This window comes from Sphingopyxis sp. 550A (assembly GCF_053569535.1).
Genome location: NZ_CM131615.1, coordinates 2,690,213 through 2,705,124 on the forward strand (window position 1 = coordinate 2,690,213; position 14,912 = coordinate 2,705,124).

Genomic DNA, 14,912 nt, shown 5'->3' on the forward strand with positions numbered 1-14,912 from the left:
TTGGTCGCGATTGTTCCTCTTGTCGTCATCCCGGCGAAGGCCGGGATCTCGCCGGTGCGTCATTACGATAGGGTGAGATCCCGGCCTTCGCCGGGATGACGGATGAACAAATGGCGGGAATTGATCGCCGGCTATCTCCTCCCCCGCCAATCCACCACCTGCCAGCCCATCGTCGGCGCCAGCTTCTTCAGCTTGCGCGACGGCGTCGTTGCGACCGCTTCGTTGGCGAAGTGCAGCATCGGATGGTCGGAGACATGGTCTGAATAGGCGCGGATATACGCCTGATCCCGCGTGATGTCATTCGCGGCGAGCCAGTCGGAGATGCGCGCGAACTTCGCCTCGCCATAGCAATTGTCGCCCGCCAGCCGCGCGTGGACATGGTCGCCGCCGTCGGCCTCGTCGAGCCGCGTCGCAAGCACGTCGTCGATCCCGAGCCGCCGCGCGATCGCATCGACATAAAGGTGGAAGGACGCGGTCGCGAGGAGCAGCCGATACCCCGCCGCGCGGTCGGCGGCGATCTGGTCGAGCGCCGCGGCATGCAGCCCGCGCGCGATCACCTTGTCGGCATAGCTTTCGGCGAGCGGCGCGATTTCGCTGCGGCGGAAGCGCTTGCCGACGAGCAGGCGGAGGTTGATCGCTTTCAGCCGCGACCGGTCGATCAGGCGTAGCGCATAGCCCGAGCCCGCGAGCCCGACGAGCGGCAGCAGCAGCAGGCGCCACGGCTGGCGCCGCCTCGCAACATGCATCAGGAACCCGCTGTAAGTCCCTGATCGCGTTATCGTCCGGTCCATGTCGTACATCGCGACGCGATGAACGGGATCGGGTGCGGACGGGGCGGACGGCGTTTCCATGGAACCGACAATAGGGCGCCGCGCCGCTGCGGCCAAGGGGCGGGAATTGCTTGCCGTACCAGGGCAAATAAGACAATGTCCCCCGCGAGATGGTGGCCAGGGCGGACTTTGATTACAGCGACGGCGCCGACGGGGCCGCGGTTCGCTTCACCGGCCGGCTGACGCTGGCGCGTCTCGGTGACCTTCCGCAAAGGCTGGACGCGGTCGGGCCGGTCGCGTCGATCGACCTGTCGGAGGTCGAACGGATCGACACCGTCGGCGCCTGGATCGTCACCCGCACCGTCAACGAATATGGCGCCAAGGTCACCGGCGCGAGCCCCGAGGCCGAGCGGCTGCTCGAAGCGCTGAAGGACGACAAGAGCGAATATCGCGTCCACCGCGACCGCCGCTCGGCGATCGAGCGGATGCTCGAACAGGTCGGCGCGGCGAGCCTCGCGGTCTGGGGCGAATTGGTCGGTATCATCGATTTCTTCGGCGCGATGATCATCGCGCTGGGCATCCAGATTCGCGCGCGGCGGCGGCTGCGCTGGCACGCGGTCGTCACCCGTTTCCAGACCGTCGGCGTCGATGCCCTCCCCATCATCGGCCTGATGAGTTTCCTGATCGGCATCGTCATCGCGCAGCAGGGCGCGGTGCAGCTCGAACAATTCGGGCTGGAGGTGTTCACGATCAACCTCGTCGGCCGCGCCTCGATCCGCGAACTCGGCCTGCTGATGACCGCGATCATGGTCGCGGGGCGATCGGGGTCGGCCTTCGCGGCGCAGATCGGCACGATGAAGCTGACCGAGGAAATCGACGCGATGCGCACGATCGGCGTCTCGCCGATGGAGGCGATCGTGCTGCCGCGCGTCGCCGCCTCGACGATCACCATGCCGCTGCTCGGCTTCTATGCCAGCATCTGCGCGATCATCGGCGGCGGCGTCTTCTGCTGGGCGGGGCTAGAAATCCCCCCGCTCACCTATGTGCAGCGGCTGCGCGAGATCATCCCGATGCACGATTTCTGGATCATGCTGATCAAGGCGCCGGTGTTCGGCATATTGATCGGCGTCACCGGCTGCTATGAGGGGATGCAGGTGCGCCAGAATGCCGAGGAAGTCGGCAAGCGCACGACCTCGGCGGTTGTCGCCGCAATCTTCCTCGTCATCGTCCTCGACGCCTTTTTCGCGGTCTTCTTCTCGTCGCTGGGATGGAATTGATGAGCGAAGAGATACAGGCCGAGATTCGGGAAGAGCTTGCGGCCGCGGAAGCGGTGCGGCCCGAGACGTTCGAATATGCGATCCGCATCCGCGGGCTGCGCAACCAGTTCGGCGACGCGGTGATCCACGACGGGCTCGATCTCGACGTGCGCTCGGGCGAGATTTTGGGCGTCGTCGGCGGATCGGGGACCGGCAAGTCGGTGCTGATGCGCTCGATCGTCGGGCTCCAGACCCCGACCGCGGGCGAGATCGAAGTTTACGGCAAGACGCTCGACACCATCACCGACGCCGAGGAATCGCGCGACCTCCGCCGCCGCTGGGGGGTGATGTTCCAGGGCGGCGCGCTGTTTTCGACATTGAGCGTGGCCGAGAATATCCAGGTTCCCTTGCGCGAATATTATCCGCGGCTCGACCAGCAATTGCTCGACGAGATCGCCGCCTACAAGGTCTCGATGGTCGGCCTGCCTCCCGACGCCGGCCCCAAATATCCCGCCGAACTGTCGGGCGGCATGGTCAAGCGCGCCGGTCTCGCCCGCGCGCTCGCGCTCGACCCCGCGCTGCTCTTTCTCGACGAGCCGACCGCGGGGCTCGACCCGATCGGCGCCGCCAAATTCGACGAGCTGATCCGCGAGCTCGCCGACACGATGGGGCTCACCGTCTTCCTGATCACCCACGATCTCGACTCGCTCTATGCAACCTGCGACCGCGTCGCGGTGCTGGCGGAGAAGAAGGTGATTGCGGTCGGCACCATCCCGGAACTGCTTGCCACCGAGCATCCGTGGATACAGGATTATTTCAACGGCCCGCGCGGCCGGGCGGCCGCTGGCTGCAATATCGCGGCAGAGCGGCAGGATAGGAAAAGCTGATGGAAACACGCTCGAACAATGTGCTTGTCGGCGCGTTCGTCCTCTTCTTCATGGCCGCGCTCGCGGTGTTCTTCGTCTGGCTCGCGAACGACAGCGGCGGCACGAAGCGCGCATACGACATCTTCTTCAAACAGTCGGTCGACGGCCTCAACAAGGGGGCGCAGGTGCAATTTTCGGGCGTCCCCGCCGGGCAGGTCCGCGAAATCGCGCTGTGGCCCGACGACCCCCAGTTCGTCCGCGTGCGGATCGAGGTGAACGAGGGCGTGCCGATCCTGCAGGGCACGACCGCCGCGCTCGAAGGCGTCGGCTTCACCGGCGTCTCGCAGATTTCGCTCGACGGCGCGGTCAAGGGCGCGCCGCCAATCACCGACAAGGGGCCGGCGGGCAAGCCCGTCATCCCGACGCGCGTCGGCGGGCTCGGCGAGCTGCTGAACACTGCGCCGCAGCTCCTGCAGCGCCTCTCGACGCTGTCCGAACGGCTCGCCGAGCTGGTCGACGACGAAAACCAGGCGAGCATCAAGGGTATTCTCAACAATGTCGAGGCGTCGACCGCGATTCTCGCGCGCAACGGCCCGGCGCTCGAAAAGGCGCTCGCCGACACGCGCATCGCGATCCAGCAGACGGGCAACGCCGCCGAGCAGATCGGCAATCTCGCCGCTTCGGCGCAGGGGACGATCGACCGCAACGTCGACCCGGCGATGGCGAATCTGCGCGATACGCTGAAATCGGCGAATGAATCGATGAAGACGCTGGAGGCGGCGATCGCCGACGCGCGGCCGGGGCTCAAGACCTTCAGCGACACCACCGTTCCCGAAGCCAATGCGCTGATCCGCGACCTGCGCCGCACCTCCGCCTCGCTGTCGAGCCTGACCGACAAGCTCGACCAGCAGGGCGCCGGCGCGGTACTCGGCGGCAGCAAGCTGCCCGATTACAAGAAATGAGGATGCCGACAATGCGAACGCTCCGCACTTCCCTGCTTGTCGCAACTGCGGCGGTGACGCTTTCCGGCTGCATCGGGCTCGGCGGCAAGACCCCGCCCTTTCTGCTGACGCTCGACGCCGACGCAGCGCCGACCGCCGGGACCGCGCGCACCGCGAGCGATGCGGCGACGCTGACCATATTGATCCCCACGGCGCCGCAAAAGCTGCGCACCCCGCGCATCCCGGTGCAGCAGGACGACGCCAGCGTCGCCTATGTCAAGGACGCGCAATGGGTCGAGGCGCCGCAGCGCCTGTTCCAGCGGCTCGTCTCCGAAACCGTCGCCGCGCGCACGTCGCGCGTCGTGCTCGACGAGGGGCAATATCTGACCGCGCCGGGCGAGCAGCTCGCGGGGCAGCTCATGGACTTCGGGGTCGACGCGCGCGCGAACGAGGCGGTCGTCGTCTATCAGGCGATGCTGGTCTCGGCCGGCGGCAAGAGTGTCACACAGCGCCGCTTCGAAGCGCGCGAGCCGATCGCTGGCAAGGTCGAGGCGAAACCCGTCGGCGAAGCGCTGACCGCCGCCGCGAACAAGGTCGCAGTCGAGGTCGCGGACTGGCTGGGAGGCTGATCTTCTTTTGGTAAAAGGGCCGCGCGCTCCCGCGAAGGCGGGAGCCCATCTCCGATCGGCGCGATCTTGAACCGATGGGAGATGGGCCCCTGCCTTCGCAGGGGCACGACAGTCTTTCCCTTCCGCCGATCATGCTTTAAGGGCGCCGCCTTGCGTGCCTCTTTCGGGTTTCCGGCATGCGCTCTCTCCACGAGCCCGCCTGTACGAAAGGACATGCTCGTGGGATGGATCATCCTCGCTATCGCCGTTTTCACCGAAATCTGCTGGGCGCTCAGCCTCAAATGGGCGGCGACGCTCGGGACGTGGCAGGCCTCGGCGGTTCCCGTCACGCTGAGCTTCGTCAACATGGCGCTGCTCGCGCTGGCGATGCGCGAGATTTCGGCGGGCACCGCCTATGCGATCTGGACCGGGCTCGGCGCGGTCGGGGTCATCATCGGCGGGATCATCCTGTTCGGCGAGAAGGTGAGCGGCGCGCAGGTCGGCTTCATGGCGCTGATCGTCGTCGGCGTGGTGGGGACGAAGCTGTTTTCGGCGGGGTGATGAAGGTCGGTAAAGACCAGTTGAGGACGCCCGGCATTTCCTAACTTTGTCATCCCCGCGAAAGCGGGGACCCAGAGCGTGCGTCGGCTAACCCCACACTGGGTTCCCGCTTTCGCGGGAATGACGAAGGTGGGGAGAGGCAGCTTCCCACCCCAAAGCCGCCCTTACCCCAGCAAGCTCTTGCTAGCCTGCTCAGTCGTATCGCGCGACAGGGCCGGCTGCGCCAGGATGCGCTCCAGTTCGGCCCGCATCATCGCCGCCCGCGCATCGTCAAAGCGGCGCCAGCGGCCGAGCGGCGGGATCATCTTCGCTGCGGTCTGCGGATTCTTCGGATCGAGCGCGATGACGAGGTCGGCGATCAGCCGGTAGCCTGCACCGTCGGCCTGGTGGAAGGCCGCCTGGTTGCCGGTGAAGGCGCCGTAGAGCGACCGGACGCGGTTGGGGTTCGCGAGGGTGAAATCGGGATGCTCCGCCAGCGCCTTCACCGCGGCGACCGAGTCGGGACGCATCGACCAGGCCTGCACCTGGAACCATTTGTCGAGCACGAGCGGATTGTCGCGATAGCGCTGGTAGAAGATGTCGAGCGCCGCCACGCGTTCGTCGCTGTCGCCATGCGCCAGCGTCGCGAGCGCCGCCTGTCGCTCGGTCATGCCGTCGGCGTCCGAGAAGACGCCGAATGCCAGCGCCGCGCTGTCGGCGCGGCCGGTCGCGGCAAGATAGGCGAGCGCGACGCCGCGCAGCCGGCGGCGACCCTTGGCGGCGGGGGTGAGTTCGGTCGCGGGCGGTGCCGTCTCGGCGAGTATCGCGCGCCACTCACTCTCCAGCGCATCGCCGATCACCGCCTGCAGTGCGAGCCGTTCGCGCCGGATCGCGTCGGGGTCGACAGTGACCATCTGGTCGCCGATGAAGGCTTCGCTCGGCAGCAGCACCGCCTCGGCGACGAAAGCAGCGTCGGCGGCTCGCCCGGCGAGCGTCTGCGCGACCGCAGCGATCCCCGCCTGGGCATCGGCCTTTTCGCCCGATACCGCCGCGACGAGTGTGTCGAGCATCAACTGCTGCAACGCCTCGTAGCGCGCGAAGGGATCGTCGTCGTGCGCCGCGAGCCAGGCGAGTTCGCCCGGCGCGCGCTCGAAATCGACGATCACGGGCGCCGAGAAACCGCGATTGACCGAAAGCGCCGGGCGCGCCGCGAAGGCGCCAAGCGCGATACGCTGCGCGGCATCGGTCAGCGTGACGAGCGTGTCGGGCAACGCGGCGCCGCTGCCGTCCATCGCGAAGGCGGCGATGCGCAGCGGCATCATCGCCGGCGCCTTGTCGGGCTGCCCCGGCGTCGGCGGCACCGCCTGCGCGACGTCGAGGAACCAGTCGCCGTTCTCCTCGACCAGCGCCAGTCCCAGCCGCGGCGTCCCCGCCTGTTCGTACCAGCGGCGGAACCGGGTCAGGTCGATGGCCCCGCCCTCCTCCATCGCGCGCACGAAATCCTCGCACGTCGCGGCCTCGCCGTCGTGGCGCGCGAAATAGAGGTCGGTGCCCTTGCGGAAACGCTCCGACCCCATCAGCGTCGCCATCATGCGGATGATCTCGGCACCCTTGTTGTAGACGGTCGCGGTATAGAAGTTCGAGATCTCCTGATAGCTGTCGGGGCGGATCGGGTGCGCGAGCGGCCCCGCATCCTCGGGGAATTGCGCGGCGCGGAGCAGCCGGACATCCTCGATCCGCTTGACCGCGGGCGAGCCCATGTCGGCCGAAAAGCTCTGATCGCGAAAGACGGTGAAGCCTTCCTTCAGCGAGAGCTGAAACCAGTCGCGGCAGGTAACGCGGTTGCCCGACCAGTTGTGGAAATATTCGTGCGCGACGACGCCCTCGATCCCGTCATAATCGACATCGGTCGCGGTGTCGGGGTCGGCGAGGATATAGCGGGTGTTGAAGACATTGAGCCCCTTATTCTCCATCGCCCCCATGTTGAAATCGCTGACCGCGACGATGTTGAACAGGTCGAGGTCATACTCGCGACCGTAGACGCGCTCGTCCCATGCCATGCTGGCCTTAAGCGCCTGCATCGCGTGATGGGTGCGATCGACGTCGCCTTCGCGCACCCAGATGCCGAGTTCGACCTTGCGGCCCGACAGGGTGGTGAAATGGTCACGATTGACGACGAGATCGCCCGCGACGAGCGCGAAGAGATAGGAAGGCTTCGGCCACGGGTCTTCCCACAGCGCCCAATGGTTACCAGCATCGCCCTCGCCCGAGGCGACGCAATTGCCGTTCGAGAGCAGGATCGGGAAGCGCATCTTGTCGCCCGCCATCCGCACCTTGTAGCGGCTCAATACGTCGGGGCGGTCGGGGTGGAAGGTGATACGGCGGAATCCCTCGGCCTCGCACTGGGTGCAGAGCATGGCGTTCGAGGCATAGAGCCCCATGAGCTGGCTGTTCGCCGCCGGGTCGATGACGGTGTCGACCTCTACCGTCGCCACGGCGCGGTCACCCAGGTCGACGATCAGGTCGGGCCCTTCCATGCGCCAGCCGTTCCAGCTTTCGCCGTCGACGCGAACATCCTGCGGCGCCAGCCCGTCGCCGCGCAGCGTCAGCGGCACCGGCGCATCGGCGTGGCGAACGACCGACAGCGCGCTGCTCACCCGCGTTTCGTCGATGCCGAGCGCGAAATCGAGCGCGATGTCGGGGATCTGCCATTCGGGCGGGCGATAGTCGCCGCGATGGATGGTGACGGGAACGGCGGGAGAGGAAGAAGCGTCGGTCATGCGCGAAGGTCTAGGCGCGGGGCGCCAAGCGCGCAATAAGCGCTGCGATGGCGAAGATGCTGATTTTCGGAATGGGTTATGCGGCGGGGCACCTCGCCGACCGGCTCAGCGCGCGCGGCTGGGAGGTCGTGGGCACCACGCGCGATGGCCGCACGGGCAGCCCGGCCTTTGCGGACGAGGCCGCGGTGCTCGGCGTGCTGCGCTCGGCGACGCATATCCTGTCGTCGGTGCCGCCCGCCGATGGCGCCGATCCGGTGCTCGCGCGCTATCGAGAGGCGATCGCCGTCGCGCCCGCGACCTGGGTCGGCTATCTGTCCTCGACCGGAGTCTATGGCGACACCGGCGGGGCGTGGGTCGACGAAAGCGCGCCGGTCAGGGGCCGCCGCGCCGACCGCAACGCCGCCGATGCCGCGTGGGCCGCGCTGCGTGGCGATGCGCGCCTGTTCCGCCTTCCCGGCATCTACGGCCCCGGCCGCTCGATCCTCGACCGCATCGGCGAAGGCCGCGCGCACCGAATCGACCTACCCGGCCAAGTGTTCAGCCGCATCCATGTCGACGACATCGCGAGTGGCGTCATCGCCTCGTTCGCGGGACCGGCGGGGATATATAATCTCGCCGACGACGAACCGTGCCATCAGAACCGGCTCGTCGAATGGGGATGCGCGATGCTCGGCGCGCCGGCGCCACCGCTCCAGTCGCTGGACGATGCGGGTCTGTCGCCTGCCGCGCGCGCTTTCTATGCCGAGAACCGGCGCGTCGCGAACGGCAAGGCGAAGCGATTGCTAGGGTGGGCGCCGAAATATCCGACGTGGCGCGAGGGATTAGCCGCCTGCTTGTAGCCTCGTCCCCCAAAGGCGGGGGCGACGGTCAGATCCAGATATCCACCGCGTGGATCGCCACCCCCACCAGCCCGCCGACCAATGTGCCGTTGATACGGATATATTGCAGGTCGTCGCCGACCGCATTTTCCAGCCGGTCGGTGATCGTCTTGGCATCCCAGCCGCGGATCGTGTCCGACACCAGCTTCAGCGCCGTCTCGCCATAGCTGTCGACCATGCCGACGACCGCGCGGCGCGCGTAGCGGTTGAGGGTGCGCTTGATCGCCTCATCCTCGCCGAGCATCGCGCCGAACTGGGTGACAAGCTCGCCGATACGCCCCGCGAGCATCGTTTCGGGATCACGCGCCGCCTTGAGCAGCGCGCTGCGTCCCTGTTCCCACAGGCCGTCGAGCCAGCGCTTGACCGCCTTGTTTTCGAGCAGTTCGTCGCGGACGTGCGCGACCTTGGCCTTGACCTCGGGATCGTGCTGGAGGTCGAGCGCCATCTTGGCGAGGCCTTCCTCGACGCGGAGGCGCAGCGGATGCGTCTCATCCGCCGCCATTTCGGCGAGCAGCTTCGACAGCCCCGCGACGATGCGGTTCGAGATGCTTTCGTCGAGCCCCGTGAAACGCACGATCGCATTGCTGTTGTCGTGGACCATCTGGTGGATCAGATGCTCGTTAAGTTCGAGCGTCTTCGACCCCCATTTGACCATCGCGTCGAGCAGGGGCTGGTGCCGTCCCTCGGCGAGCGCCGCCTGCATCGCCTGGCCGAGCAGCGGCGCGACGTCGAGTTCGCGCAGGCGGTCGGCGATCGCCGACTTGACCATGCCGCCCAACCGTTGCTGGTCGAGCGCGCCCAGCGCATCGGCGATGATCCGCGAGGCACCGAGTTTGAGCCGCCCGCCGCCCTCGGCGGGCTGCGCCAGGAATTTGCCGACCGCCCCCGCCACGTCGAGCGTCTGCATCTTGCGCGCGATCAGCCGCGGCAGCAGGAAATTGGTGAGCAGGAAGCGCGCGAGCGTGTCGCCGATGCGATTCTTGTTGCGCGGCACGATCGCGGTGTGCGGGATCGGCAGTCCCATCGGGTGGCGGAACAGGGCGGTCACCGCAAACCAGTCGGCGAGGCCGCCGACCATCGCCGCCTCGGCAAAGGCGCGCACGAAGCCGACCGCGGGATGGACGTCCTGATAATATTTGGCGGCGACGAAAATCGCCGCCATCACGATCAGCAGCCCGGTCGCGACGACGCGGATATTGAGCCCACCGGTCGGAACGGCGACGCCAATCGGCCGGGGAGAAGCGCGGTCGGTCATCTTCATCAAATGGCGAAACGCGCCGAAGGTTGCAACCGGCGCGGCTCCGTTGAACCGTGTATTCCAGAAACACCGATTCCCCGAGCGAAGCTGAGGGGCCATGCCGAGCGCAGTCGAGGCTGCGACGGTGCGGGTTCTCGCTTCGCTCGAACGAGCCCCACGGCTTCGCTCGGGGAATCGGATCGTTCAGGTTTCACGCGGCTCGGCATGAACCATGACGGTTCCGGCCTTCCCTCACTCCGCCGCGTGCGGCGCCGGCGCGGCGTGCGGCTTCGTGTCGTCGCCCTTCCGGTAGGTCAGGAGATTGCTGGAGAAGAAGCGGCCAAGGCGCTTTTCGATGCTGTCGGCGAGGCTGAAGCCCGCCGGAACGATCAGCAGGGTGAGCAGCGTCGACAGCGTCAGGCCGCCGATCACGACGACGCCCATCGGCGCGCGCCACGCGCCGTCGCCCGACAGCGACAGCGCAGTCGGCACCATGCCCGCGACCATCGCGACCGTGGTCATCACGATCGGCTGCGCGCGCTTGCGGCCCGCATCGAGCAGGGCCTCGGTCTTGCCGATGCCCTTGTCCATCTCCTCGATCGCGAAATCGACCAGCAGGATCGAGTTCTTCGCGACGATCCCGAGCAGCATCAGCAAGCCGATATAGACGGGCATGGAGATTTCCATGCCGGTGATCAGCAGGCCGAGCAGGCCGCCGAGCGGTGCCAGCAGCAGCGACGACATATTGACCAGCGGCGACAGGAAACGGCGATAGAGCAGCACCAGCGTCGAGAAGACGAGCAGCAGCCCCGATACCACCGCGATGGTGAAGTTGATGGTGAGTTCCTGCTGCATCTTCGCCTCACCCTGCAGGATCTTGCGCACCCCCTGCGGCATGTTCTTCACCGCGGGCAGCGCATCGATCTTCGCCTGCGCCTGGCCGGTGACGAGACCGGGGGCAAGGTCGGCGCCGATCACGATGCGCCGCGTCTGGTTATAGCGGCGCAGTTCGGTCGGGCCGGCACCGAAGCCGATTTCGGCCACCGATTTGAGCGGCACGGTGGTGCCGCTCGACGTCGGCACGGGCAGGTTCTCGATCGTCGCGAGGCTGCGGCGCGAATCTTCGGAGAGCAGCACGCGAATCGGGATCTGGCGATCGGAGAGCGAGAATTTGGCCACATTCTGGTCGATATCGCCGAGCGTCGCGATGCGGATCGTCTGGCTGAGCGCCGCCGTGGTGACGCCCAGTTCGGCGGCCAGGTCCATGCGCGGATTGACGATGATCTCGGGCCGCGGAATGTCACCCTCGATGCGCGGCGAGCGGATTTCCTTGAGTTTGCTCATCTCCGCCACGATCTTGAGCGCGTGCTTTTCGAGCAGCGCCGGGTCGTCGCCGCCGATCACCATCGTGATGTCACGGCCCGAAAAGCCGCCCGACTGGCTCTGGAAAGTCACGCGCGCGTCGGGAATGGCGGTCAGCTTGGGCTGCAACCCGCGTTCCCAATCGACGCTGCTGACGTCGCGGTGTTTCTTGAGCGTGATGAAGGCGTTACCGCCGCCCACCTCGACATCGTAAAAGGCCTTTTCGACCACCGGATTATTGTCGAGGATTTGCCCGATCTGGCGGGCGATATGCTCGCTCTGCGCCAGCGTCGATCCCGGCGGCAGCTCATATTTCACCTGACTGAAATCGCCGTTCGTCGTCGGCTGGAACTGCTGCGGCAGCGTCGCGAACAGGACGATGCTCATCACGAAGGCGGCGAAGCCGATGCCGACGATCCACACCCGATGGTCGGAAAGCCGCGCCCGGGCGCGCCGCGTCATGAAGGCGGCCCAGCGGGTAAAGGCCCACCGGCGCATCCCCATCGCGTAAGCGACACCGCCCACGACGATCTGGAGCAACCCGACGACCAGATAGGTCATGACAATCGTCAGCGGCGTTTTCAGCAGGAAATGCAGCGCCGGATTGGGGCCGTCCTGGCCGACGGGAACCGGCTGGTAATAGCTTATCACCATTGCAAGCCCCGCGAGCGCCGCCGCCGCCAGCGGCACGGACAGAAAGGCGAGCCGCGTCGGCACCTCCTCATAACGCGCGCGCACCGCGCGATGCTTCGAATGATCGAGCGTCCAGGCGAGGATGCGCTCATAGCGGTCGACCCATGGCCCCCCGGCATGCTCGGCCTCGCCCTGCGCCGACAGGAAATAGGCGGCGATCATCGGCGTGATCATGCGCGCGACCGCCAGGCTGACCAGCACCGCGAAGACGACGGTCAGGCCGAACTGGATGAAGAACTGGCCCGAAACACCGGGCATCAACGCAACCGGCAGAAAGACCGAGACGATCGACATCGTCGTCGCGACGACCGCGAGACCGATCTCGTCGGCGGCGTCGATCGCCGCCTGATAGGCGGTCTTGCCCATGCGCATATGTCGGACGATATTCTCGATCTCGACGATCGCATCGTCGACGAGCACCCCCGCGACCAGACTGAGCGCCAGCAAAGACAGGCCGTTCAGCGAAAAGCCCATCAGATCCATGAACCAGAAAGTCGGGATCGCCGACAGCGGGATCGCCAGCGCGCTGATCAGCGTCGCGCGCCAGTCGCGCAGGAACAGGAAGACGACGACGACGGCCAGCACCGCGCCCTCGATCATCGCCGCCATCGAAGTGCGATATTGCTCCTTCGTGTCTTCGGTGCGCGTGAAGAGCGTGTTGAAACTGACCTTCGGGTTGTTCTTCTTGATCTCCGCGAGTTTCTTGACCGCTTCGTCGTGGACGGTGACATCCGACGCGCCCTTCGCCTTTTCGATCGAGAAGGCCAGCACCTGCTTGCCGCGAATCTTGGCGAGATTGCGCTGCTCGGCATAGCCGTCGGTCACCTTGGCGACATCGGTCAGCCGAATCGTCCGCCCGTTGCCGATCGAGATCCGTGTTTCGCCGAGTTGAAAGGCGTTCGCAGCGTTGCCGAGCACGCGGATCGCCTGTTCGGCCCCTGCGATTTCGGTGCGGCCGCCGGCGGCGTTGACGTTCACCTGGCGAAGCTGCTGGTTCACCTGGCTGGCGGTCAGGCCATAGCTTTGCATCCGCGCGGGATCGAGGACGACGCGGATTTCGCGATCGACGCCGCCCGACCGACTGACCTTCGCCATGCCGGGGATCGAGAGCAGTTCCTTGGCGACCGTATTGTCGACGAACCAGCTAAGCTGTTCGAGCGTCATGTCGGTCGCCTCGACCGCGAAATAGGTGATCGGCCCGCCCGCGACGTCGACGCGCGCGACCTGCGGTTCGAGAATGCCGTCGGGCAGGTCGCTGCGGATCTGCTGAACCGCCTGATTGACGTCGTTGTAGGCGCGATCGATCGGCGTTCCGATTGCGAACTGGACGAAGGTGCGGCTGTTGCCCTCACCGACATAGGACGACATTTCATCGACGCCGCTGACACTACGGATCGCGGCTTCGACGCGCTGGGTCACCTGCGTCTCGAGCTCGGACGGTGCCGCGCCCGGCTGTATGACGACCACCTGCACCGCCGGGAATTCGACGTCGGGCTGTTGGTTCACGTCCATCCGGTTGAAGCTGACGATGCCCGCGAGCAGCAGCAGGACGAACAGCACGACCGGCGGCACCGGATTGCGGATGCACCAGGCGGAAATGTTGCGAAAGCTCATGATTCAAACGCCTTTTGCGCGCGCTGTCCGGACGCGATCGATGTTATTGCGACGATTTCTGGACCACCGGCTTGACCTTGTCGCCGGGGTTGAGGAAGGCGCCCGCCAGCACGACGACCTTTTCGGTGCCGGCCAGGCCCGAGGCGATCGACACGCCGCCGTCGGTGACCGTGCCGACCTTGACCGGGCGGCGCTGGATCTGATTCCTGTCGTCGACGATCAGCACGAAATTGCCTTCGGGGCCGCTTTGCACCGCGCTTTCGGGAAGCAGCGGTGCCTGTTCGGTGCCCGCCACCAGCCGCGCATCGGCAAAGCCGCCGGGGCGCAGCGCGCTGCTATAGGGAACCGCAATGCGCACCGTGCCCTGCCGCGTGTCCATGTTGACGATCGGCGAGACCTGCCACACCTGACCCGCGATCTTCAGCGCGGTGCCGACGGGGGTCACCGTCGCGCGGGTGCCGACCTTGACGCGTTGAAGATCGGCCTCGGCAAGCTGCGCCAGCATTTCCATCTCGCCGCCTTTCGCCATGCGGAACAGGACGCCGCTGCCCGCCCCGACAACCTGCCCCGGTTCGACCTGGCGCGTCAGCACCAGCCCCGCCGCGGGCGCGACGATGTTGAGCCGGCCGTTGCGCGCAACCGCCTCCTGATATTGCGCCTGCGCGACGCGGACGCGCGCATTCGCCGAATCGCGGGTCGCGCGCTTGCGGTCGAGATCGGCCTTCGAGATGAAGCCGCGGCCGACCAGCGCCTGCGCGCGGTCGAGCTCCGACTGCGCGATATCGGCATCGGCCTGCGCGACCTTGATCGAGGCGGCAAGGCTCGCTGCCTGCTGCGCCTGCACCGACCGGTCAATGACGGCGAGCGTCTGTCCGGCGCCGACCCACTGGCCGGGCTCGACGAGCACGCGAACCACCTGCCCCCCTTCGCCCGCGATGCCGACCGGCATCTCGCGCCGCGCCGCGATCGTGCCGTTGACCGAGATCGCCGCAACCACCGGCACGCGGCCCGGAACCAGGACCGTCACATTGGGGATGGTCTGCGCGCCGGCTCCCCCGGCACCGTCCGCCGATGCCGCACCGCCGCCCTTCGCGCTCGAAAAGGCGAACCAGGTCGCAGCGAGCGCGAGCGCGATGAGCACGACGCCGATGATCAGCCGCGTCCGCTTGCGGCGGTTGTCCGCCTCTTCGTAATAGCTTTGCGTCCCCGCCAGGCTGTCCATCGAATCCACTTTCCGTTCGTAGTTCACGCCACGTCCCCTCCGCCGCCCGCGGCCGCCGGTCGCGCGTCGCCGTCGGCAAAGCGCCCGGCCCGCGGGGGCAGGATATCCTCTGAAGGTGTGTTATCCTATTAAATCACCGCGTGCA

11 protein-coding genes are annotated in these 14,912 nt (G+C 66.8%); 6 read left to right on the plus strand and 5 right to left on the minus strand.

Annotation, left to right across the window (positions count from 1 at the left end; genetic code table 11):
- Window positions 1-131 precede the first annotated feature (131 nt).
- The gene (locus ACVENA_RS13015) at window positions 132-851 is read right to left on the minus strand and encodes an HAD family hydrolase (protein ID WP_449325709.1); all 720 of its coding nucleotides are present in this window, start codon (window positions 849-851) and stop codon (window positions 132-134) included.
- An 89-nt stretch (window positions 852-940) separates the two neighbouring features.
- On the opposite strand from ACVENA_RS13015, the gene ACVENA_RS13020 reads away from it, so the two are divergent.
- From ACVENA_RS13020 to ACVENA_RS13040, 5 genes are all read left to right on the plus strand, one after another.
- Window positions 941-2,047 (plus strand): MlaE family lipid ABC transporter permease subunit, encoded by a 1,107-nt coding sequence (locus tag ACVENA_RS13020; RefSeq protein WP_449325710.1) that lies wholly within the window; start codon window positions 941-943, stop codon window positions 2,045-2,047.
- Window positions 2,047-2,913 carry an ABC transporter ATP-binding protein gene (locus ACVENA_RS13025; protein ID WP_257543558.1) on the plus strand — a complete coding sequence of 289 codons (867 nt, stop codon included), beginning with the start codon at window positions 2,047-2,049 and terminating at the stop codon, window positions 2,911-2,913. The genes ACVENA_RS13020 and ACVENA_RS13025 overlap by 1 nt, the downstream gene beginning before the upstream one ends.
- Window positions 2,913-3,854, plus strand: a complete 942-nt coding sequence (locus ACVENA_RS13030) for an MlaD family protein (RefSeq protein ID WP_297665032.1) — start codon at window positions 2,913-2,915, stop codon at window positions 3,852-3,854. Before ACVENA_RS13025 ends, ACVENA_RS13030 begins: the two co-directional genes overlap by 1 nt.
- A gap of 11 nt (window positions 3,855-3,865) precedes the next feature.
- Entirely contained in the window at window positions 3,866-4,462 is a 597-nt protein-coding gene (locus ACVENA_RS13035; protein ID WP_449325711.1) for an ABC-type transport auxiliary lipoprotein family protein, read from the plus strand.
- Window positions 4,463-4,681: 219 nt separating this feature from the next.
- On the plus strand, window positions 4,682-5,002 hold the full coding sequence (locus ACVENA_RS13040; RefSeq protein ID WP_449325712.1) for a DMT family transporter: 321 nt from the start codon (window positions 4,682-4,684) through the stop codon (window positions 5,000-5,002).
- Window positions 5,003-5,166: 164 nt separating this feature from the next.
- Here ACVENA_RS13040 and pepN read toward each other — a convergent pair whose 3' ends face one another.
- Window positions 5,167-7,761 carry an aminopeptidase N gene (gene pepN, locus ACVENA_RS13045; RefSeq protein ID WP_449325713.1) on the minus strand — a complete coding sequence of 865 codons (2,595 nt, stop codon included), beginning with the start codon at window positions 7,759-7,761 and terminating at the stop codon, window positions 5,167-5,169.
- 47 nt (window positions 7,762-7,808) lie between these two features.
- On the opposite strand from pepN, the gene ACVENA_RS13050 reads away from it, so the two are divergent.
- On the plus strand, window positions 7,809-8,600 hold the full coding sequence (locus ACVENA_RS13050; RefSeq protein ID WP_449325714.1) for an SDR family NAD(P)-dependent oxidoreductase: 792 nt from the start codon (window positions 7,809-7,811) through the stop codon (window positions 8,598-8,600).
- A 28-nt stretch (window positions 8,601-8,628) separates the two neighbouring features.
- On the opposite strand, the gene ACVENA_RS13055 is transcribed toward ACVENA_RS13050, so the two are convergent.
- From ACVENA_RS13055 to ACVENA_RS13065, 3 genes are all read right to left on the minus strand, one after another.
- Entirely contained in the window at window positions 8,629-9,894 is a 1,266-nt protein-coding gene (locus ACVENA_RS13055; RefSeq protein WP_449325715.1) for a DUF445 domain-containing protein, read from the minus strand.
- Between the two features lie 234 nt (window positions 9,895-10,128).
- Window positions 10,129-13,545, minus strand: a complete 3,417-nt coding sequence (locus ACVENA_RS13060) for an efflux RND transporter permease subunit (RefSeq protein WP_449325716.1) — start codon at window positions 13,543-13,545, stop codon at window positions 10,129-10,131.
- Window positions 13,546-13,588: 43 nt separating this feature from the next.
- Window positions 13,589-14,767 (minus strand): efflux RND transporter periplasmic adaptor subunit, encoded by a 1,179-nt coding sequence (locus ACVENA_RS13065; protein WP_449328938.1) that lies wholly within the window; start codon window positions 14,765-14,767, stop codon window positions 13,589-13,591.
- Window positions 14,768-14,912: the final 145 nt, after the last annotated feature.